The organism is Pelagicoccus sp. SDUM812002 (assembly GCF_031127835.1).
Classification (GTDB): Bacteria; Verrucomicrobiota; Verrucomicrobiia; order Opitutales; family Opitutaceae; genus Pelagicoccus.
In genome coordinates this window covers 79,498-98,203 of sequence record NZ_JARXHX010000008.1, presented here as the reverse complement: position 1 = coordinate 98,203, position 18,706 = coordinate 79,498, and the positions used below count along the sequence as shown (strand labels likewise).

General features: G+C 54.5%; 21 protein-coding genes and 1 tRNA gene. 9 read left to right on the top strand and 13 right to left on the bottom strand.

The window, feature by feature from the left end; genetic code table 11:
• Positions 1-4 precede the first annotated feature (4 nt).
• Both QEH53_RS13140 and QEH53_RS13135 read left to right on the top strand, forming a co-directional pair.
• Positions 5-991, top strand: coding sequence for a 2-enoyl thioester reductase domain-containing protein (locus QEH53_RS13140; protein WP_309023664.1), 987 nt, complete (start codon positions 5-7; stop codon positions 989-991).
• A 65-nt stretch (positions 992-1,056) separates the two neighbouring features.
• Positions 1,057-1,440, top strand: a complete 384-nt coding sequence (locus tag QEH53_RS13135; RefSeq protein WP_309023663.1) for a DUF721 domain-containing protein — start codon at positions 1,057-1,059, stop codon at positions 1,438-1,440.
• Positions 1,441-1,496: 56 nt separating this feature from the next.
• Here QEH53_RS13135 and QEH53_RS13130 read toward each other — a convergent pair whose 3' ends face one another.
• Together QEH53_RS13130 and ispH are read right to left on the bottom strand one after the other, a co-directional pair.
• Complete coding sequence (locus QEH53_RS13130; RefSeq protein ID WP_309023662.1) at positions 1,497-2,249, bottom strand: Bax inhibitor-1/YccA family protein; 753 nt, start codon at positions 2,247-2,249, stop codon at positions 1,497-1,499.
• 94 nt (positions 2,250-2,343) lie between these two features.
• Positions 2,344-4,062 (bottom strand): 4-hydroxy-3-methylbut-2-enyl diphosphate reductase, encoded by a 1,719-nt coding sequence (gene ispH, locus QEH53_RS13125; protein ID WP_309023661.1) that lies wholly within the window; start codon positions 4,060-4,062, stop codon positions 2,344-2,346.
• Between the two features lie 138 nt (positions 4,063-4,200).
• On the opposite strand from ispH, the gene QEH53_RS13120 reads away from it, so the two are divergent.
• The 3 genes from QEH53_RS13120 to QEH53_RS13110 all read left to right on the top strand — a co-directional run bounded on the left by QEH53_RS13120 (position 4,201) and on the right by QEH53_RS13110 (position 8,080).
• Positions 4,201-6,018, top strand: coding sequence for a SulP family inorganic anion transporter (locus QEH53_RS13120; RefSeq protein WP_309023660.1), 1,818 nt, complete (start codon positions 4,201-4,203; stop codon positions 6,016-6,018).
• Between the two features lie 168 nt (positions 6,019-6,186).
• Positions 6,187-7,236 (top strand): Gfo/Idh/MocA family oxidoreductase, encoded by a 1,050-nt coding sequence (locus QEH53_RS13115; RefSeq protein ID WP_309023659.1) that lies wholly within the window; start codon positions 6,187-6,189, stop codon positions 7,234-7,236.
• 115 nt (positions 7,237-7,351) lie between these two features.
• On the top strand, positions 7,352-8,080 hold the full coding sequence (locus tag QEH53_RS13110; protein ID WP_309023658.1) for an energy transducer TonB: 729 nt from the start codon (positions 7,352-7,354) through the stop codon (positions 8,078-8,080).
• A gap of 15 nt (positions 8,081-8,095) precedes the next feature.
• Here the strand turns inward: QEH53_RS13110 and QEH53_RS13105 are convergent, their stop codons facing one another.
• From QEH53_RS13105 to QEH53_RS13080, 7 genes are all read right to left on the bottom strand, one after another.
• On the bottom strand, positions 8,096-8,719 hold the full coding sequence (locus QEH53_RS13105; protein ID WP_309023657.1) for a sigma-70 family RNA polymerase sigma factor: 624 nt from the start codon (positions 8,717-8,719) through the stop codon (positions 8,096-8,098).
• 97 nt (positions 8,720-8,816) lie between these two features.
• Positions 8,817-9,140: a hypothetical protein gene (locus QEH53_RS13100; protein ID WP_309023656.1), complete on the bottom strand. Its 324-nt coding sequence runs from the start codon at positions 9,138-9,140 to the stop codon at positions 8,817-8,819.
• Between the two features lie 121 nt (positions 9,141-9,261).
• Complete coding sequence (locus QEH53_RS13095) at positions 9,262-9,591, bottom strand: hypothetical protein (RefSeq protein WP_309023655.1); 330 nt, start codon at positions 9,589-9,591, stop codon at positions 9,262-9,264.
• A gap of 163 nt (positions 9,592-9,754) precedes the next feature.
• Positions 9,755-9,940: a DUF4266 domain-containing protein gene (locus QEH53_RS24185; protein WP_345785720.1), complete on the bottom strand. Its 186-nt coding sequence runs from the start codon at positions 9,938-9,940 to the stop codon at positions 9,755-9,757.
• A gap of 71 nt (positions 9,941-10,011) precedes the next feature.
• Entirely contained in the window at positions 10,012-10,524 is a 513-nt protein-coding gene (locus QEH53_RS13090) for a TlpA disulfide reductase family protein (RefSeq protein WP_309023654.1), read from the bottom strand.
• Positions 10,502-11,497, bottom strand: coding sequence for an FAD:protein FMN transferase (locus tag QEH53_RS13085; protein ID WP_309023653.1), 996 nt, complete (start codon positions 11,495-11,497; stop codon positions 10,502-10,504). Before QEH53_RS13085 ends, QEH53_RS13090 begins: the two co-directional genes overlap by 23 nt.
• On the bottom strand, positions 11,488-12,651 hold the full coding sequence (locus QEH53_RS13080; RefSeq protein ID WP_309023652.1) for a DUF3570 domain-containing protein: 1,164 nt from the start codon (positions 12,649-12,651) through the stop codon (positions 11,488-11,490). Before QEH53_RS13080 ends, QEH53_RS13085 begins: the two co-directional genes overlap by 10 nt.
• A gap of 171 nt (positions 12,652-12,822) precedes the next feature.
• Between QEH53_RS13080 and QEH53_RS13075 the strand changes: the two genes are divergently transcribed.
• Positions 12,823-13,305 (top strand): gamma-glutamylcyclotransferase family protein, encoded by a 483-nt coding sequence (locus QEH53_RS13075; RefSeq protein ID WP_309023651.1) that lies wholly within the window; start codon positions 12,823-12,825, stop codon positions 13,303-13,305.
• Positions 13,306-13,391: 86 nt separating this feature from the next.
• Here the strand turns inward: QEH53_RS13075 and QEH53_RS13070 are convergent, their stop codons facing one another.
• From QEH53_RS13070 to QEH53_RS13060, 3 genes are all read right to left on the bottom strand, one after another.
• On the bottom strand, positions 13,392-13,739 hold the full coding sequence (locus tag QEH53_RS13070; RefSeq protein ID WP_309023650.1) for a DUF3127 domain-containing protein: 348 nt from the start codon (positions 13,737-13,739) through the stop codon (positions 13,392-13,394).
• Positions 13,740-13,834: 95 nt separating this feature from the next.
• Positions 13,835-14,554 carry a hypothetical protein gene (locus QEH53_RS13065; protein WP_309023649.1) on the bottom strand — a complete coding sequence of 240 codons (720 nt, stop codon included), beginning with the start codon at positions 14,552-14,554 and terminating at the stop codon, positions 13,835-13,837.
• A gap of 78 nt (positions 14,555-14,632) precedes the next feature.
• Positions 14,633-15,811: a hypothetical protein gene (locus tag QEH53_RS13060; RefSeq protein WP_309023648.1), complete on the bottom strand. Its 1,179-nt coding sequence runs from the start codon at positions 15,809-15,811 to the stop codon at positions 14,633-14,635.
• An 808-nt stretch (positions 15,812-16,619) separates the two neighbouring features.
• Here QEH53_RS13060 and QEH53_RS13055 point away from each other — a divergent pair.
• The 3 genes from QEH53_RS13055 (at position 16,620) to QEH53_RS13045 (ending at position 17,441) form a co-directional block, all read left to right on the top strand.
• Positions 16,620-16,693, top strand: a tRNA-Gly gene (locus tag QEH53_RS13055).
• Between the two features lie 97 nt (positions 16,694-16,790).
• Positions 16,791-17,225, top strand: a complete 435-nt coding sequence (locus tag QEH53_RS13050; protein WP_309023647.1) for a DUF4143 domain-containing protein — start codon at positions 16,791-16,793, stop codon at positions 17,223-17,225.
• Between the two features lie 3 nt (positions 17,226-17,228).
• The gene (locus QEH53_RS13045) at positions 17,229-17,441 is read left to right on the top strand and encodes a hypothetical protein (RefSeq protein WP_309023646.1); all 213 of its coding nucleotides are present in this window, start codon (positions 17,229-17,231) and stop codon (positions 17,439-17,441) included.
• A 238-nt stretch (positions 17,442-17,679) separates the two neighbouring features.
• Here the strand turns inward: QEH53_RS13045 and QEH53_RS13040 are convergent, their stop codons facing one another.
• Entirely contained in the window at positions 17,680-18,693 is a 1,014-nt protein-coding gene (locus QEH53_RS13040; RefSeq protein ID WP_309023645.1) for an autotransporter outer membrane beta-barrel domain-containing protein, read from the bottom strand.
• Between the last annotated feature and the right edge of the window lie 13 nt (positions 18,694-18,706).

Here is an 18,706-nt window from a genome sequence, read left to right as displayed (position 1 = left end):
GGCCATGCACAAAACGACCGCACTTCGATACGAAACCTTCGGCAAGCCCGAGGAAGCCCTCAGCCTGGAAAGCACAGAGCTTCCCGAACTCGGCCGCAAACAGGCCCTGCTGAAAGTCCTCGCCGCCCCCATCAACCCCGCAGACTTCGGACGCATCGGCGGCACGTATGGCGAGCTCGCTAAGCTCCCTGCCACAGCCGGACTCGAAGGCGTCGCCGAGGTCATCGCGGTCGGAAGCTCGGACTGCGCCTTCAGAGTAGGTCAACACGTCTTCGTGCCTAGCGTAATCGGTTCTTGGCAAAGCCATGCCATCGCCAACTGCGATGAGCTCTTCCCCGCTCCCGAAAAACTCCCCATCGAACAAGCGGCAATGGGATGGGTCAATCCCGCCACCGCATGGAAACTCATGCACGACTTCGCCAAGCTCCAAGCTGGCGACATCATCGTGCAAAACGCGGCTACATCCGCTGTAGGTAAACTTGTGATACAAATCGCCAGCCACCTCGGTATCAAAACCATCAACTTGGTGCGCAATCTCGACGCCGAGAGCCACCTCAAGAAACTCGGCGCCAGCATTGTGCTCGTCGACGATCGTGACGCAGCAAAAGCTGCCCTTGAGGAAACCTGGGGGAAACGAGCGAAAATCGCCCTCAATTCCGTCGGTGGCTCCAGTGCTCTGGGCATGTGCAAGATGCTCGCAAACGGCGGTACCCTCATCACCTTCGGGGCCATGGACCGCGAACCAGCCCCATTCCCGACGCGGTATTTGATTTTCAACGACATCCGCCTACGCGGCTTTTGGGTCAGCAAGTGGTACGCGACCGCCCCTCGCGAAGAGATCCTAGCCCTCCACAACGAAGTCTTCAACTTCATGGAAAACGCAAAAATACGCGTCCCCGTCGCGGCCACCTACCCACTCGAGGATTGGCAGACAGCTCTAGAGCACTCCCAAACCGCCGGCAAAACGGGCAAGATTCTCTTCAAGCCCTAGGAAGAGCGTCCAGTTCTCCGAAGAATCATCTTCACACTTCAACGTTCTCCCTTCACCGTTCCCTCGTGGCCGAACAACCCTACAAGTTTCGCAAAAGCGTGGAGCGACTCATCGCCAACTTTCGCGGCATCCCGGAGAACTATCCCGGCGAAGCTCCAAAAACCGAGCGCCCCATGTCCAGCGTCTTGGACCGCATCCTCACAAAATACAAAATCGGCCAAGACTCTCTCGAGAATAAGATCGTCAAGAACTGGACTCAAATCGTCGGGGCCGCGAATGCCAAAAACTGCGCTCCAAACCGCATCGATAATGGCCGCACCCTCATCATCGCCGTATCCAACCCCGTAATACGCCAAGAACTCGAGTTCAATAAGCGTCTCATCCTGCAAAACCTGCACAAAATCGAAGGAGCGAAGAAGATCCGAAACATCTTCTTCAAGTCAGGCTAAGAAGTAAACTCGCCCCAAGAAACGCTAGTCACGCGATCGCCTAAATCGATCTCGCCCTACCGGCTCCTCAGCTTCGACAGCAGTCGCAGCAGTTCGATGTACAGCCAGATCAAGGTCACCAGCAAGCCAAACGCCGCATACCATTCGAGGTACTTGGGAGCACCCTGCTCCGCGCCGTTTTCGATGAAGTCGAAATCGAGCACGAGATTGAGGGCCGCGATCACCACGACGAACAAGCTGAAGCCAATCCCCACGACTCCGCTTTCATGTATCAGCGGAATAGATACACCAAAGAATCCGAGCACCATGGAGATCATATAGACCACAAAGATGCCACCTGTGGCAGCCGCCACACCTAACTTGAAATTCTCGGTCGCCTTGATCAATCCCGTTTTGTAGGCGAACAAGAGCGCCAGCAGGGTGCCAAATGTCAGCAGCACCGCTTGGAAAACGATTCCCGGGAACTGCACTTCGAAAAAGGCAGAGAGCACACCAAGGAAAAGCCCCTCCACGATGGCGTAGAGCGGAGCAGTGAACGGAGCTGCCGTTTTCTTGAAAACAGTGATCAGCGCGATCACAAAACCGCCGATGGCTCCACCAATCATCCACGGGTACAATACCGCCGGATTCTCTCCCGCCTGCACCAGGGACATCGTCTTGTCCCACGTGAAGAGCGCCGCAACCCAAAGCAGGCAAAGCAAGATGCCAGTCTTGTTTACCGTACCGTTAATGGTCATAACCTTCGCTCCGGCGACTGGTTGATCGACACGAAACGCCTTATCTGAAAGAGCAGGGTTAGAAGTTCTCATAAACTCGGATAGTGATACCCGCCCTTCCCAAAGCAAGCACATGCGAAAAACGGTTCGAGCGGGGGCCTGCCGCCCTGTCAGCGCATACAACCGCCTACTCGATCTCCTCCAGCACGCTTTCGATCGATCGAATCTTTTCGGAGGGAAAGAAGCTGTTTATGCGGCAAATGATTTGCTGCAGGATACCATCGGGGCAAGACGCGCCACCGGTCACCAATACACGGATACGCTCTTTCTCAGGTAAGAAGGAGCGCTTCTCCATGAGACCTTGCTTGGGATCCTTGGGGTCGTAAGGGAAAATGAAATGCTCGATCTCAGACCGAGAGAGGATGTTCGCCTCGCTCTGGATGTAGAACGCCCGATCGCCAAAGCGATCCTGGCACAGCCGAAAAAGTTGGAACGTATTCGAACTGTTCTTACCACCCACCACGAGGGCCGCGTCGATGTCTTCGTCGAGTGCCTTGGCGAGGGCGTCTTGGTTGACCTGTGTTGCGTAGCAGAGCGTGTCTCCCTTGCTGCTCATGGCGAGGTGGTCCGTAATATGCGCCTCCCCATACGCTTCCGTCAGTGCCTCCTCGAGATAGGCGATAATCTTGAGAGTCTCGTTGCGTAGGAGCGTCGTCTGGTTGACGAGGGCGAGTCGATCGAGGTCCTTGCTCGGATCGAAACCGACCGAGGAGCGCGAGAGGAAGGGCTCGAACAAGCGCCGTTTTTCCTCCACGGACTGAGCCCGGATCACATCGCCCAGCAGGCCAGCTTCCTTCATGTCGCGTATCACCACCGAGGGCGCGTACTTCGCGCTGTTGGAAAAAGTAGCCTTAGTCTCTTCATGCTCAGCCTTGCCATGGATAACGATGGTGTAACCTTGCTGGCCGTAACGACGGGCCGCTTTCCAAACCTTTTCCACTAGCATGCAGGTGGCGTCGTACTGCCGAATCGGCAGGCCGCGCTCGATGAGGCGCAGCTTGTCTTCGTCGCGAGCGCCGAAAGCGGGAATGATCACGATATCCTGGTCGCTGAGGCTATCCCAGTAGGGACGCCCCGTCTCGGCTTCGAGTAGCGGTACCCCTTTGTCGCTTTGCAAGTACTTGAGCCCGCGCGACTGAAGGTCCTGGTTGACGAAAGGATTATGGATCAGCTCGCTGAGCATGAAAACACGCTTTCCAGGATTGGCCGCTAGCGTTTCGTAAGCCCTCTCAATGGCGTTTTGCACTCCGAGGCAGAATCCAAAATGGCTGGGAAGCAAAAATTCGGTAGCCCCAAAATCGAGCCGAGCAGGCGTGGTCGCAGAGCGTTCCTTAGAGCGTTTCACCGCCTTGATAGCGTCGCAAAGGGCACTGTGGTAGAGAGCAACAGAGTCGTCGTCTACCTGGTAGATCTTTCGATTCCGCTCCTTCTCCGCTCGAAAGCGGTAAATGTATTCGTTTGAATTGAGGTAGAGGTAAGGGATACGGATCGCGTTCGCTCGAATCCGGGAAACCGTGACTTCGGGAAGTTTGGTCTCCTCGTAAAATTCACGCAGCGAGAGGGCTTTCCAACCGTCTGCCGCTAACGCCTCCGGTAGCTCCATCTCATCGAGCGCCGCGAAGAACACTCCTGATTCCACTTCCACTAAATTCTCAAGCCGACCAAGTTGAGAGAGTCTGGACTTAGCTTCCTCGACCGCGTGATCGCCGACGGCGAAAGCTTTTAACTTGCCGCAGTTTTGACCGTGCTGGGTCACAATTTTGCTGTTGCCTAAAAATAAGCAAACCACATTGGCCGCTGCAAAGCTGCCGCTTTCTACGGCGATACTGGACTCTTTCGAACTCATGAGCGTCCCATTCAAGGCGCATTGCCCTCCACCGCAACGTCAGATTGCCACCGTATTGCGGGAGTCAAAGCTTCGCTTGCATGCCTTCTCTTTCTAAGCACATTTCAACATTAGAAAAACGGACGACTTCCTCCCACTATGTTAGACTCCTCGCCAAGCGACGAAACACAAAGCAAACCCGCCAAGAAACGCCGCATCGGGATCGATCTCTTCCCTCTGAGAAAAACCGCGGCTGGCTACAATGGGAAAGCGTTCTCCGGAGATTTTAGAGCAGCACTCAACGTCGCCCTTCTCGCCTTCCCACAAGGTATGGCTTACGCCGCTATCGCAGGACTGCCGCTACGCTACGGAATATTCGGCTCAGTAGTCGCCACCATCATCGGAGCGTTTTTCGCAGGGTCGAAATACATCACGCTCGGCCCGACGAACGCTACCTCCGTCATGGTCCTAAGTTCCTTTACGGTGCTCGGCATAGTATCGGAGCAAGAAGCGGTATCCAACCTTCCACTACTTGTGCTTTTGGTCGGAATCGTGCTCGTGATCGGTTCGCTCCTCCGTGTAGCAAGCCTCATCCAGTACGTGTCTCGAACCGTAATCACCGGTTACATCACTGCCGCTGCCTCTCTGATTATCGCCAACCAGCTTCGCAAGACTCTCGGCTTCGATTTCACGGCCGAGGAAAAAGCCGAGGCTTCCACCTTCTTCCAGGTCGTCGACCTGACGATACGCCACCTAAGCGAAGTGCAATGGGCAACTTTCGGGCTCAGCGTCGCTACCGCAGCCATTTTCATAGTCCTCGAGAGATTCGTCAAACGGCTCCCCAGCGTAGCAGTGACCCTCGTACTATCGTCATTGCTAGCGTACTTATGCACTCGGTACATCCCTAATTTTTCGGTAGCCCTCTTGCCCGGACTCAACGCTAGCGAATGGGGGCTCACATTTCCCGCGAACCTTAGCCAGGAGAGCATCAACCTGATGCTTTCTCCAGCTATCGCTATCGCCCTCCTCTGCACCCTCGAGGGCAACTCTATCGGCAAATCTCTTGCCGCTCGCGAGGGAGCTCGCCTCAACTCTAATCAGGAAATGTTCTCAGTCGGCATGGCTAACATCGGATGTGCCCTCTTTTCCGGTATGGCAGCTTCAGGTTCGCTCACCCGCTCCCAGCTAAACGTCGGCTCCGGCGCATTCACCCCGCTCTCAGGACTCTACTCCGGCATCATCATGTTTGCGAGCGCCTTCGTACTGGCGGGCTTCGTGCAGTACGTGCCAACCGCCGCCCTCGCCGTGGTCGTTATATCCATCGGGATCTCGCTCCTCAACAAACATCAGCTGAAGATCGTCACCAAGAGCACCCGCTCGGACAGCATCACTTTCTACGTCACCTTCCTCACTGGCCTGCTCTTCGCGCTCGATTTCGCCATCTACATCGGCACCTGCGTCTCCATCGCGCTCTTCCTCAAAAAAGTCGCCAGCCCCGAAATCGTGGAAGTCGCCATCAACGACGAGACCGGTCAAATCGGGCACCTAAGCAACAAAGAGCAACGCTCCGACCCGGAAGTGTCCATTGTGCACGTAGAGGGCGAACTTTTCTTTGGCGCCTCCGAACTCTTTCGCGACCAGATGCGACGCGTCGCAGACGACGTAAACCTCAAGGTAGTGGTCATGAAACTACGCAATGCCCACAACCTGGACGCCACCAGCTGTATGGCCCTTGAGGAACTGATAAAGTACATGAACGAGCGAGACCGTATCCTACTCGTGAGCGAGGTACGCCCCGATACCATGCGCATCTTCGAGAACTCCGGTATCATCAAGGTTATCAATCCGATAAACCTCTTCGCCGACGAAGATAGCAATCCCACGCTCTCCACCGCCAAAGCCCTCAAGCGGGCTCGCCAAATCCTTGGTGGCCGCACTCCGAAGGTCTCAATCTACGCCAAGGAAAAACGCCCCTGACGACGGCAACACCCGATAGCGGCAAACCACACTGCGGGCGGCAATCGCTGACAAACCGCACGCAGCGAAAGATGGTCCTTTGCCTCCCATCACTCTCACGAAAGTTACCACCCGCCAAAATACAATTTATCCCTTCACCCTCCGCTCTTCAGCCCTCACCCTTCCCAAATGGCAACACGCATCGCTCTCGCGGGCGCCCGATACGGCGCCACCCTCGCATCTGGTTTCGCAGACCTCGAAAACGCTGAGATCGTCGCCATCGCGGATCCAGACAGCGAGGTTCGCAGCAGCGCCGCAGCAGCGCTTGGCGTTGCTCACGATTCCCTATTCGAATCGCTCGACGACCTCCTCCTTGCTACCGAGGTCGACGCCGTTATCGTGGCCAGTCCCACCCACCTGCACGAACGCCATGTCGGTGCAGCCTTCGATCGTGGCCTGCATGTACTTTGCACCTCTCCTGTCGGCGTTCGCGGCAGCGAAGTATCGCACATCGTCACCTCCGCTGGGCTCGTAGGCAAAATGTTCATGTGGGCGAATCCGCTTCGCTTCGATCCGCGCGTATCCATCGCTCAAGCACTCGTTGAAGCGGGCGAGGTCGGCGAACCGACTCATGGCTGTGCCAGTATCCGGATTTCGGATTGGCCTCACGACGGCAATTCATGGCGACTCGAGCGTGACCTAGGAGGTGGCGCCTTGCTGGAAGTCGGCACCCAGACTCTCGACGCGCTTTGGTTCGCGATGGGAGCGCCCGATCCCGTAGAAGCCATGGCCTCCCGCTTCAGTTCGTATTCCGATCAGCACGGTAGCGATCTCGAGCATCCCGCCGAGGACAGCATCAGCGGCATGGTGCGGTTCAAGAACGGAGCCTGCCTTCAAATTTCCGCTCAGATCAAAGCAGCACTACTTCCAGGAGAAACCGCACAAAGCTTCAGTTTCATCGGTACCCGAGGCGCCATCGACATGGCCAATGGACGCCGCAACGACGCCGATGGAAACCAGTATGAATACGCCAAGTCTTCCTGCACGAGCTCGCAGCTTAGAGCTCTCGCAGTGTCCTTCCTTCAAGCTATCGAGACCAACGAAGAGCCGGCGGCTAACGGCAAGCAAGCACTCGCGTTCCACAAAATGGTAGATGCTCTTCTCACCTCCGCTCGAGAAAAACAGGCTGCCTCCATAAAGGTGGAACGCTCGCTCGACGATCTTTTTGGCGGTCTCTGAACGGATCAGTAAGTTTTCGTGTTTATAGGTGCAATAGACTCCGCTCCGACGCGTAACGTTAAAGTCGCTTGAAGTGCCGAGCATCACATTGGTGTTAGGCTCCCACACCGAATACATGAAAACGCTCAAATCCTGTCTCCTCTTCTCCATCGCGCTCGTCACGAGTATAGGTGTCGCTGCGGCAAATGACAGGAGCGATGCTACCCTGAAGGAAATTGAAATCACCAAACAAACCGATGTTCGATTTCCAGGAACGATGCGAGTGATCGGCGTGAAAGAAGGCCACGTTTCCCTCGTCGCGGCTATCGGCAGCGAGGGTGAGTTGCTCGACACCCTTATCCTCGAAAGTACCCGCAAAGCGTTCACCAAGTCGGCCCTCAAATCCCTCCAAGAGTGGGAATTCAGCCCCGCCTCCTACGATGGAACACCTCTCGCTTCTTCCATCCAAATCGACTTGAGCTTTCAGGTTGACCGCAAGCTGGCGTGGCAAACCTTCCAAGCGCCAGGACCTGCAGACATAACCCGATCCGGTACCGAAGAGCGGCCCGTCACCACCGCACAATTCGGTGAGTTGGACGCTATCCCTTTCCCCTTAGAAATCGTCGAACCCGACATCAGCGTGGACGGAACCGCAACCATCCAGTTCTACATCGACGAGCTAGGCCACGTGCGCTGTCCGCGTATCGCCTCCGCGACGAGCCTCGATTTCGGCGAGACCATGCTAGCCGCCGTTACCGAATGGAAGTTCGAACCGCCGATCGCTTCTGGAGTTCGAACCAATACCATGCTGCGGCAGACCTTTTCCTACGCGGACGGCGAACTCACCGCCGCAGAGGCAAACTAGTACCGTCCCGATACCTCACTCCTCGCCGCCCCAGATGTCCCCTGATGGGCCGATCTTGCTGCAAAGGATAACTTTCAGCGCCTTGCGAGCCCGATAAAGGCGCGTTTCGACACCCTTTATCGAGCAGCCTACTACTTCGCCGATCTCTTTGTAGCTCAGACCCTCGTACTGGTAGAGAATTAGAGTCACCCGCAAGTCGTGCGGAAGCTTGTTGATCGCGTCTCTCACGATCTCGATCCGCTCTTGATTTAAGGCTTCGAGGTCGGGCGGAATCTCGCCTCCCGCGTTGGCCAAAGGATGCACGTCTCGATCCGCCTTCGACATGTCATCGGTCAGGCTGTCATTGCCAAAGGCTGGATGCCGTCGGCGCCATCTTTCGAAATTCTTGCAGAGATTGGAAAGCGAAGTGAAAGCCCACGCCGAAAACTTGGTACCTTCCTTGAATCGGTCCCGATTCTTGTAGACCCGCACGAAAAGTTCCTCCACCAGATCGCGAGCATCGTCTTCGCTCTGAACATAGCGGTATGCAAAACTCAGGAAGGGGCGATGCCACCGCTGCATGAGTTCATTCAACGCAGTGTCGCGTCCCTTGCGCAGCTCTTCAAGCAGTGCAAGGTCGGTCTCATTGTCGGATGGCATTAATGGGGTTCAGGGCGGGGACTAGACTCTCTGAAGAGGGGTGGAGGAGAATCGTAAAGAATACCTAGAAGTGCTACCCTCGCGGGCGCTGGTTGGTCTAGTTTATTCGGCTTTGAACAATGGAAAAGTATCGTTTGCGCTGATCCACGTTCATCACGTCTCCCACCGAAGCAATCAAGTCGCTCGTCGATTTCACACAGGCCTCGTCGAGTTTCCGTTTCGCTTTCAAGTAATTGCGAATCTCGAGGTAATCGACGTACCCGTTGGTGACGCGCTCTGCTTCCAGTTCCGCCAGCAGCAACTCCAAATCCCGAACCTTACGAGAAAGGGTTCGGATCTCACGCTCGCGATCCCCGTGCAGTCGAGTGATCCGTGCAAACTGCTCTTCCGACAGGTCAAGCTCCGAGCGTAGCCATTCCATCTCGCACTCGGCATCTGCTGAAAAACAGCCAGGAGCGTAAGCATCAACGTAACTGAAGTGCGCCACGAGGCCACACGCCAAACCTATCACTAATACTGACAACGATTTCCACATATCGAACTTACTCGAATAGATAGGTATCCTTGATCAAGGGATCGATCACCTGCTTGTAACTCTCCGCGAGTTGCTCGCCGCGAACCACTTGCTGCTGCGCCACCCGGAGCTCCGCCAACAGCAAGCCTCCCAAAACGCATGCCACCACGAAAACCGCGGCATAAACAGGGCGATTCAAAATAGACTGCACCAAATTGAAGAAATTCGGTAAGGCCGCTGGCTCGCTGTCCTCGTTTGCCACACGAGCCCAGACACGAGCATTGAGGCGAGGATGTTCGATATCCACATCCTGCCAAAGCTCCAAAGCCTTGTCTAACTGTTCTGTATCTCGGTCCACGGTAGAGTATTTGATGAGGTCTGACTAATTTCGTTCGAAGCTTCTTAAAAAAGTAGCTCCGGCAGAACACACCCTACGTAGCGAAACACCCAAGTGCCAACATTCACTTCATGAAAAAATACCGACTACACTGCCTAAACAGCGAACGACGTGAATTAACACTTTAGTTACAACCGCAACCATCCCCGCCGACACCGTCTCCCCCGGTGCTAGCCTCGCGAGAGAAGGTCACGTGAGCCGACATTACGTTCTCCAACGCGTCACGATCCGACTTCATGCTATAATCAGCCAAATTTCCTTTTTGCCACGGCTCGACCGTCTGGCAGCCGCCAAAAAGCAAACATCCCATCACAGCTAGCCCCCAGCCCAAAACCCGCTTCCCGGACTCCAGATTCCAGCGTACGACACTTGGGCGCATCCTCATTTGCCCAACTCCTGCAGCAGCTCCGTGATTTCGCTCTCCAGCTCTTCCACTGTTTCACCCCCGCGCCAGCCGTAATGAACCGCTCGGATAACACCTTTCGCATCGACCAAGAACGAGGTAGGCATGACCTCCACCTCAGCATCAGCGACCAAGGATTGCTTGGCATCCCAAACCACCGAGAAACTCGGCTGCGCACGATCAAGGAACTTTTGCATCGCCTTCTCACTCGAGTCCACGCTCACCGCCAACACCTGAAATCCTGCGTCCTTATTCTCCTGATACAAACGCTCCATCTCAGGAAAAGACGCTTTGCAAGGAGCGCACCAGGATGCCCAAAAGTCCACATACGTCACCTTTCCAACGAACTCCGGAATGTCTCCCTCCAAACTAAAAGCCGCCAAATCGGGCAACGAATCCCCTTGCTCCCAAGCGCCGAGACAACTTGAGCAGCCAAGCGCCAACGCCAAAACACTTCCCCGTAAAAACTTAAGACTGAACAACGTATTCATAAAATTGTGATGTTTGATAGTTAGAGTTTCTCGAAACGAAGCATGCCTCCGCACCAAAGTTAGCTTCCATAAGCTCAGTTCCCTTTTCCGTCCCCGCCACGAAAGCTGCAGTAGAAAGGACCCCGGCTTCTAAGCAAGATTGAGCGACCACCGTGACCGCTAGCAATCCATTAGCCACAGGATATCCAGAAGACAAATCTATGATATGTCCGTAGCGACGGCCCTCATGAACGAAGTTGCGATGGTAGTCGCCCGAAGACGCAACTCCACCACCCCGTAACAAAGCGAGGCCAGTCCAGGTCGCGCCGGGTCGGGACGGATCCTCCAAGCCGATATGCCAAGCAGGCGAATCTGGAGGCGTACCCAGGACACGGATATCTTGACCGAAATCGACCAAGCAATTACAAATCCCATGAGACATCGACAATCCCGCAACCTTGTCGACCGCGTACTCTTTTCCAAATCCGCCAAAGTCGAGGCACATGCCTTTCTCCGGAAGAAACACCTCCCCGGAGCGACGTTGCACCTTCTGCCACCCTACAAGTTTCTTGGCTGCAGATATTTCTGCGGAGCACGGCAGTTCCGCACGTTTGCGGCGATAGTCCCACAGCGAAATCAGAGGCAACCCTGATGGATCGAGCTGACCATGCGTCATGAAATTCAAGTCATCGCAAAGGGCGAAAAGGTGCTCGGCCTCATCATCCACGCGAACCCAAGAAATTCCGGCCTGCCGGTTAATTTCAGACAACAAGCTTGTATCCAGAAACCGGGAATACTTTCCTTCGAAGGAACCAACCCATTCAACCGCCGATTCGGAAAAGCGTATCGCAGTAGCACGATCTTGAATCGAAAACAGAACCGAACAAGCCGTCCCTAGCGCCTGAAACTGCAAACGGTAGAGTTTCCGGACTTCGTCAAAAGTGAGTCGGCTCTCGATCTTTTTGCGATACGATGATCTGTCAGCTAAAACCACCAGTTTCCTCCAATCGTTAAAATGTCCGCGCTCGGAAATGTCTCTTCAAGCGTCTTTCCGTCCCTCCCTTTCATCTCGTAGCGCTCCCAACTCACATCCCAGGACACCGAGTCCGAAACCTTGTAAATCGCCTTTATTCCATAGGTCTCCGTCGCCATTTTCGCAAGCCGATAGTCAGCAGAGTAGTAAGGAACCAGTCCTTCTTTCGTATCCAAAGGATCGATATCGGCTCCGTTCAAGTTCGTCAGATAAAAATCTGCGGCTCCCTGAGTATAGTAGCGATAGCTTGGGCGAAGCGTAAACCTGTCGCCAAACTTCTGATACCATTCAAAGTCGAAGGTATGGCTTTCGATCCCCCACGAATCGTCAAAGTACCGGTAGTCGAAATCCACGCTGCCTCTCAAACCTGGATAAAAGCGCTTAACGTTGGCTAACCAGATCCTACGCAAGCGCTCATCCGGACGATTCTCTGGCACTTCTTGGAATAAGAAAAACTCAGGCAATACCTCGAAATTGTTGGCGATAGACTTGTATGGATCTGCCAAATACCCGTCAAACTTGCTGTAAGTGAAAGTTACGCTCGCAATCGTATTCGGATCGAGCACCTGACTGATCCCAAAGTGGCCATCGACGCTCTCTTTGTAGCGCGTCTCGGAAAAGAAACTTGGTTCGATTTCGTCGTCGATGTAGGAGACTCCATAGCTGAGTCCGGTGTTACGCTTGTTGTACTCGGAGGTATTGTAGATTGCGTAGCCCTTAGATAGGAAATCGGTTTCCTTGCTGTGCGAAAACTGGAAGGACGTTTTGTGGATGCCATTCGTCCAATCGAGATCGACCACTCCCGCCTTTCGCACATCCGTGATTTCCGAATACACTAGCTCGTCGCCCGAACGCCCGTTGGATCCCGTCGGGGTCGCTCCCGATATCGTGTCGTGCACGCCATGCAAACGCAGGGCGAGACTTTGCGTGATCGCCTTTTCCCCTCCCACATACCTCGAGACCACCCGTACTCGCCCGTCGTCCTCTTGGTAGTCCTGCCACTTCACCGACAAGTGATCCTCTGCCCGGAGTGGCTTCACCCAAGAGAGATTCAAGTAACCGCAGACTATGAGCACGCGAATCGGGACCAGCAAATAAGTGCGAGAAAGTGGCATAGTTCACATATCAGGGATACAAATTAGAATACGGCTCCACGAAAAGCCCCACGGCAACAACGCAACATAACGGCAATCTGCATCTAGGAACAAGTTTGCTAGAGGAAATTCCCAAAAGCGCTCGTTTATACCTCAAAACCCGTCACTCTTGCATAGGTAACGACTAACAAAATGACTACCTCGAAGATGAGCACCCACTACCTCTTTACATACGGAACACTGAAGAGCGACCAACCAGAGCACGCTCAACACTGCCTCCCTCCCCTTTCCATCACCCCAGCTTTGGCCTGCGGCGACCTGTGGCGCTTGCGCGAAGGCTACCCCATCCTGCAAGTCGAGCCAGAACTAGCGTTGCTCGACGCAAGTAAAGACCTCCTTGCCGACTGGCTCGCCGCCCTCGAGACCGAGTCCAAAGTAACACCTCCCGAACTCGACGGCAAATGGATCGAGGGCCAACTCTTCGAATTCCCTCTCGAGGCCGACTCTCTGAAGAAAATGGACGCTTGGGAGAACTTTATCCCTGGCGTAAAGAGCGTCTACCAACGCCGTATCATCTGGGTAAAAGACAGCGATGGCACCGACCGCATCGCCTGGGCCTACGTCTGCTACTCGCCACCCAACTGGGCCACCCTGCTCGACGAAACCAGTTGGTAATTTAGATGCAACGAATTATTGGATACAAAAAAGCAGCCAGTAAGGCTGCCTTGATCATTTCAAATTATTCAGTAATCACCCGTTTCTTAGAACGGTGATTCTTCGATATCGTCGAGGTTGCCTCCGGAAGCGCCCTCCGAGCCAGCCGCGTCGAGCGCAGGTGAAACTTCGCCACCAGCATTTTCTATCTTCCAAGACTGTAGGTTCACATAGTAGCGACCTTTGTATTCGTTGCCTCGAATGTTGAAGCTAACCTTCACGTGATCGCCCACCTTGAGCTTGTCGACCTGTTCGATCTTTTCTTTCGTAGCCTCGAACTTCACGTCTTGCGGATACTTGTCCTCGGTAGTGATGACAAACTCACGCTTCGCGAAGCCGCTAGAAAACGTCTGTGTTTCTTCGATAAGTTTTACGGATCCGACCATTTCGTACATAGACCCAAACTCTTGGCAGTCACTCAGCCGATGTTAAGCCGAAACTTCTAGAACTTACTCACAAAGCCCCACTCTCTTCCACGTCGCGCTCCGAGTCAGCGCCAATTTTCCTCGACCCACCTGGCGGGGCGAGAATAGCGGCGCACCCAGAAGCTCGTACCCTCCAAGGCCTCCTGCAGCTTCGGGTTACCGTGAAAGATCGCGATGCGCGTGCCTTTGGGGAACTGCGGCTTGACGAAATAGTTTAGCGGCGCCGTCGGCAAGCAATGGTACTTGTAGCTGCAGCACCACTCCGCCGGCCAGTACTTCAGCTTGCCGTGCTGGTGAATCGCGTCGCTGAGGTACGCTTGCTCGTTGCGAAAACGTGCCCGCACGTCCTCCAAGTTGTTCAGAAAGTAATCGAGCACATATGGATGGGCTCCGGGACGAAAGCGGAAAACGGAGGAGTTCCCCGTCACCCGCCGCGGGTACTTCCAATCATTGATGATAAGAAATTCGCCCTCTTCCTCAAAAAATGGGTCGATGCTATCAAGGATGACCACGTCCAAATCCAAGAAAAGCGTGTCGCCCTCTAGATCCTCTAGGTTTTCGGGGAACATACTGAGCTTATTCCAGCCGCGCTCGGGAGCGCCATCCGGCAGTTTCATTTCCGGCAGCGGAAAAACTTCTACATCCGCATCGATCCCCTCGGAGCGATCCGTGAAGCAGACGAAGCGGTGCTCGTACGACAAGTGTCGCTTCACCATATACTTCAGCCGGTTCACGTACTCGGGCCCATAGCGGGTACCCCATTTCATGCAGATCACGTTTCTCATGCTCGTTCGCCAAAAAGGCGAAACCCAGCACCCCACGCAAGCGGATAGTAGGAGCGACCCAACGACCCTAGTCGCTTCCTACCCTTGCGGCAGTAGCTCCATCTCCAGCAACAACTCCTCACTCAACCCCTCTGATAAATTCGCCCGGCCCGATCCGAGATAGCCCGCCACCGCGTCGACGTCCACCGACAGCCAACCCTTCAAGGTGGAAAAAACGACGGGCGAACGTGTCTCGTCCTGCAGCTCGTAGACAGAGTCGATATAACCCACCGAACTCCCAAAATCCTCGAAGCCAATTTCATACAGCGCATCCATTACCGCCCGCTGCCTCGACTGCGGACTCTCTATCGCCCGGGCCCACTCCGCCGAAGCCAACGGCTCCCGGCGCGCCTTCAATCGAGCCACCTCCGAAGCGACCGTGTCACGCTTCCGCGCCTCGCCTAGGCCATCATGGAACCCCACCAACGCCTCCTCCTTCGCCCCCAGGGTCAAGTGCTTGGCAATGCTGCGGACTCCTTTGGGCGACATTTCCGCTTCGTTCTCTAGCACCCAATCCGCAGCACCAGGGCCGTCTCGAGCTGCCCACTGCTCCGCTACCGCATCCATGACCGAGCTGTCAAACACGCCGGTGTCCAGCGCAGCCAGGCGATCCAAGGCGCTCTCAGGACCATCGGACACCATGCGATGCGCGACCTGCTCGGTGAGCTCCGCCTTCAATTCCGGGTCCGTCAACCCCGCCAGCACACCGGCCGCTTGTTCGTATTGTCTGAGCTCTCCCACCAGCACACCCATGGCGTTGGTATATAAGTCGTTTTGCAGCGCTCGGTCGATGTAACCCCCATCTTCAACAATCCACGCGACCTCGATCCAAGCAAAGGCCCCATCCGGATCACTGAGCGTCCAGCCTTTCGCAACCGAAGGCACCAGCAACTCCTTTTCTGCCGGTGCCATAGCGCTCAACAAGGCCACTCCCAACTCTGGAGAACGATGGGCGATCTCTTGCAACACCCGCCCTGCATAATCCACTGCCCGATAATCATCCAAGTCGCGGGCCATCAGCTCCACAAAATGCAACTCCAGTTGAGACGCTGAAAGCTTGTCCAAGGCCAGCTCCAAGATCAGCCCCCCTTTGCGATCACCTTCGCGAAGCACGCGATCTGAGAAATCGATTTCGTCCGTCGCCTCCTCAGCAAGCTGCTCCTGCCAAGCCGAGTGCTCATAAGGATCATCTACCGCTTCTTCTACAAGCGGACTCATGTTCGGCGGTGAGACTTCATCGGCCCCTGAATCATTCGACCCGTTCCAAATCTGCTCGAGCATGAAAGCCACGCAGAACCCCAATGCCGTCAGGGTCAAAATCGAAAAAGCTATTTTGCCGATAAGTCTCACAGGATAGAGTCGATACGCTCGAAACATTTGTCCACAACGAGCAGCCTTGGCAAGCCCCTGACCAAATCTGACCGATCCCAACAAACAAGAAGGCCGACGATCTAAGATCGCCGGCCCAGGAATCCAACTCTTGTATGTGAGCAAAATCTCCCGATCGAATATAGCCTGCTGTTACCCTAGCCGTCTCCGAAGAGACGCGTTCGATCGGAATCCTAAACCCGAGAAGACAATACCATTTTTCTGGCCGAAATCTATTGGGCCCGCTGCTCAACACCGATAAGTGGTAGTACGTAAAGTTCGTGCAAAGACGTGTGACAACTGCGCAACGCAGTAGGGAATGAGGTCCAAAGCAGTCACTTTTACCATTAAATACTTACCCTAATTCTTACCAAATTGTCATCTTTTCGCAGTTGCTCTTCCTCTGCATACGAAATTTCCCGGCGCGTAAGTTTCCCCAATTGGCAGTTTGCACGCAGTTGCTGTCAATCGTCTCCAAAGTCTCAGTACAAACTGTAGCGGCATTTCGGACCTAACTTGGAAAAAAAGCGAAGAAATTTAACCTGCACCTGCTTTCCGTCCCAATTCCCAACATCGAGCAACACCAAATTCACTCAAATCGACAAAACGCTTGACCAACCACCATCGTTTTTGATCTAACCCCCACCCTACTTCTTAAGCGGGTATAGTTTAGTGGTAGAACTCCAGTCTTCCAAACTGGTTGCGTCGGTTCGATTCCGTCTACCCGCACCACTTTACATGGCTTAACGCCCCAGGCGCTAAGCCTTTGTTGTCCTGGGAATAGACGCAGTTATTCTCCTTACCCTTCGCCAGTTCCATCCACCTTGGAGTGCGAGCTGCCAACTCCTCCCGAACAGGAGCGACTCCTTGGCCTTCCTCCAGCACAACGAGTTCCCTTAGAGGGATTGTTTCAAACCGCTTCACCAAGCCATTCGGCCACCTGCTGGAGTCCTTCATCTTGCAGCAACTAGTCGCCGAGGCAGGTTGGACCCATCCGGATCTCCGATTCTGGCACTATCGAGACAAAGACAAGGTGGAGGTAGACTGCGTAATCACTCGCGGCAACAAGGTTTGGGGAGTCGAATTCAAAGCGGCGGCCAGCGTGAACAGCTCGGATGGCAAAGGCCTGCGTCGCCTTGCCGATCAAGCGGGCAAGGATTTCCAAAGCGGGATCGTTCTCTACGATGGGAATTCCATCCTGTCGCTGGATGGACCCAACACCTTGGCTGTTCCCTTTCCACAGCTTTGGACCAAGCAAGCATAGCCGGTGTGTGCAACTTCCTTCCCTGCTGAAGCGATAAAACCTTGGATCGTTGGGTACGCGCCAATCGATGTTCCTCTGAAAGAAGTCTCTCGAACGGACCGGAAGAAGGCACAGGAAGAGTACGAGCGGCTCGAGGAAATCAGCAAACGTATCGGCTTTGACAATACAGTGGATCAGAACCTAATCACCTTCTTTCACGCGGTGACCGATCTATGAGACGAACAGGACCGTCAAGCCTCGCCTAATCGCCCCAGAGATGATCGAAACGGCTTTCCAAGGCAGCTCCCCCCTCCCCGAGGATAAACGTCCTACTCGCTCAATGTAACTGAACCATCGAAAAAACCGCGTGATAAGTCAGGCATACCCCGGTGCCCAACCACCCGGCCATAAAAAACCGCCACACGCGAGTGTGACGGTCTTTCCATGTATCAAGATTCGCTGTTGGAGATGAAGCCTAGTAAGTCCACTGGGCTTGCACACCGAACCCGAAGATGTCCGTCGAGTCACCAGTGGCGTAATCCAAGCCTACTCTAATGTTCCAATGGTCGGAGATATTACGATCTAACGCGATGCTTCCTTTGAGGAGACTTTCAACTGCGTTGGGAACCACAAGCGTGCCGAGGTTCGTCCCATTCGCTGCATCCACGTCGATGAGGACGTCGTCGTTCGAGAGATCTACCCAATAAGAAAAAGCAAATTCAGGCGAGTACCAGTTTTGCCCGCTCTCAAAGCTTATTCCTAATTCCAGAAAGTTCTGACTATCGCTAAAATCCGAAACAATCCGGCGATCGGGACCGCCGCTCTCTTCGAAACCATCTGCATCGATCTCCGCAAAACCGAAACTGAGAAACGGGTAGATCAACTGGTCCTCCCAGAGGAAATGCTCCATCTTTAGGGTGCCGATGAGAAATTGACTGTCAGTGTCGAAAACCGCAGTTGAAAGACCGTAGGTAGGGCCAAGATCACTGCTGCGATCCATCTTGTTTTCAGATGACCCTTCTCCCGCTACAAAGGTAAGAGAAAACGGATGCCAGTCATATCCAACATAAAGCCCTCCGATCCAGCCATCGTGCGTTAGGTTGCCAAAAGCCGGGTCGGGAACCTCATCGTTGATCTCCCTTGATTCGATATCGCCATCCTGGAAAGAGGCCAAAATGCCAAATCGCCAATCGGCCTTCCGGTACCCGTAGGAGAGTTGGAGCGAGTCCCACTGAGAATCCCATTGGAAACGTCCGACGTCTTGATCGATATCAAGGTCGTTACTAAAATACCCGATCGAAAAGTCCGGCTGCTTGACGTCCGAGCCGATGGCGTTTGCCGGCAAGCTACGGATATCCGCGAGACGCGCTTCGAGCGGAGCGACGTAGCTGTTCATACTGTCGAAATTTCCGACCTGAGCTTTGAGTCCCGTCCCTAGAAGGATTGCCCCAAGCAGGAGTCCATTTCGAATGTTAACCAAATGAGTCATAACTGTAATTCCC

Coding starts and splice junctions, on each gene's coding strand:
- QEH53_RS13140 (WP_309023664.1), top strand. CDS start 5: ATGCACAAAACGACCGCACTTCGATACGAAACCTTCGGCAAGCCCGAG.
- QEH53_RS13130 (WP_309023662.1), bottom strand. CDS start 2,249: ATGAGAACTTCTAACCCTGCTCTTTCAGATAAGGCGTTTCGTGTCGAT.
- ispH (WP_309023661.1), bottom strand. CDS start 4,062: ATGAGTTCGAAAGAGTCCAGTATCGCCGTAGAAAGCGGCAGCTTTGCA.
- QEH53_RS13120 (WP_309023660.1), top strand. CDS start 4,201: ATGTTAGACTCCTCGCCAAGCGACGAAACACAAAGCAAACCCGCCAAG.
- QEH53_RS13115 (WP_309023659.1), top strand. CDS start 6,187: ATGGCAACACGCATCGCTCTCGCGGGCGCCCGATACGGCGCCACCCTC.
- QEH53_RS13110 (WP_309023658.1), top strand. CDS start 7,352: ATGAAAACGCTCAAATCCTGTCTCCTCTTCTCCATCGCGCTCGTCACG.
- QEH53_RS13105 (WP_309023657.1), bottom strand. CDS start 8,719: ATGCCATCCGACAATGAGACCGACCTTGCACTGCTTGAAGAGCTGCGC.
- QEH53_RS13100 (WP_309023656.1), bottom strand. CDS start 9,140: ATGGAATGGCTACGCTCGGAGCTTGACCTGTCGGAAGAGCAGTTTGCA.
- QEH53_RS24185 (WP_345785720.1), bottom strand. CDS start 9,940: ATGGGATGTTTGCTTTTTGGCGGCTGCCAGACGGTCGAGCCGTGGCAA.
- QEH53_RS13090 (WP_309023654.1), bottom strand. CDS start 10,524: ATGAATACGTTGTTCAGTCTTAAGTTTTTACGGGGAAGTGTTTTGGCG.
- QEH53_RS13080 (WP_309023652.1), bottom strand. CDS start 12,651: ATGCCACTTTCTCGCACTTATTTGCTGGTCCCGATTCGCGTGCTCATA.
- QEH53_RS13075 (WP_309023651.1), top strand. CDS start 12,823: ATGACTACCTCGAAGATGAGCACCCACTACCTCTTTACATACGGAACA.
- QEH53_RS13070 (WP_309023650.1), bottom strand. CDS start 13,739: ATGTACGAAATGGTCGGATCCGTAAAACTTATCGAAGAAACACAGACG.
- QEH53_RS13065 (WP_309023649.1), bottom strand. CDS start 14,554: ATGAGAAACGTGATCTGCATGAAATGGGGTACCCGCTATGGGCCCGAG.
- QEH53_RS13060 (WP_309023648.1), bottom strand. CDS start 15,811: ATGAGTCCGCTTGTAGAAGAAGCGGTAGATGATCCTTATGAGCACTCG.
- QEH53_RS13040 (WP_309023645.1), bottom strand. CDS start 18,693: ATGACTCATTTGGTTAACATTCGAAATGGACTCCTGCTTGGGGCAATC.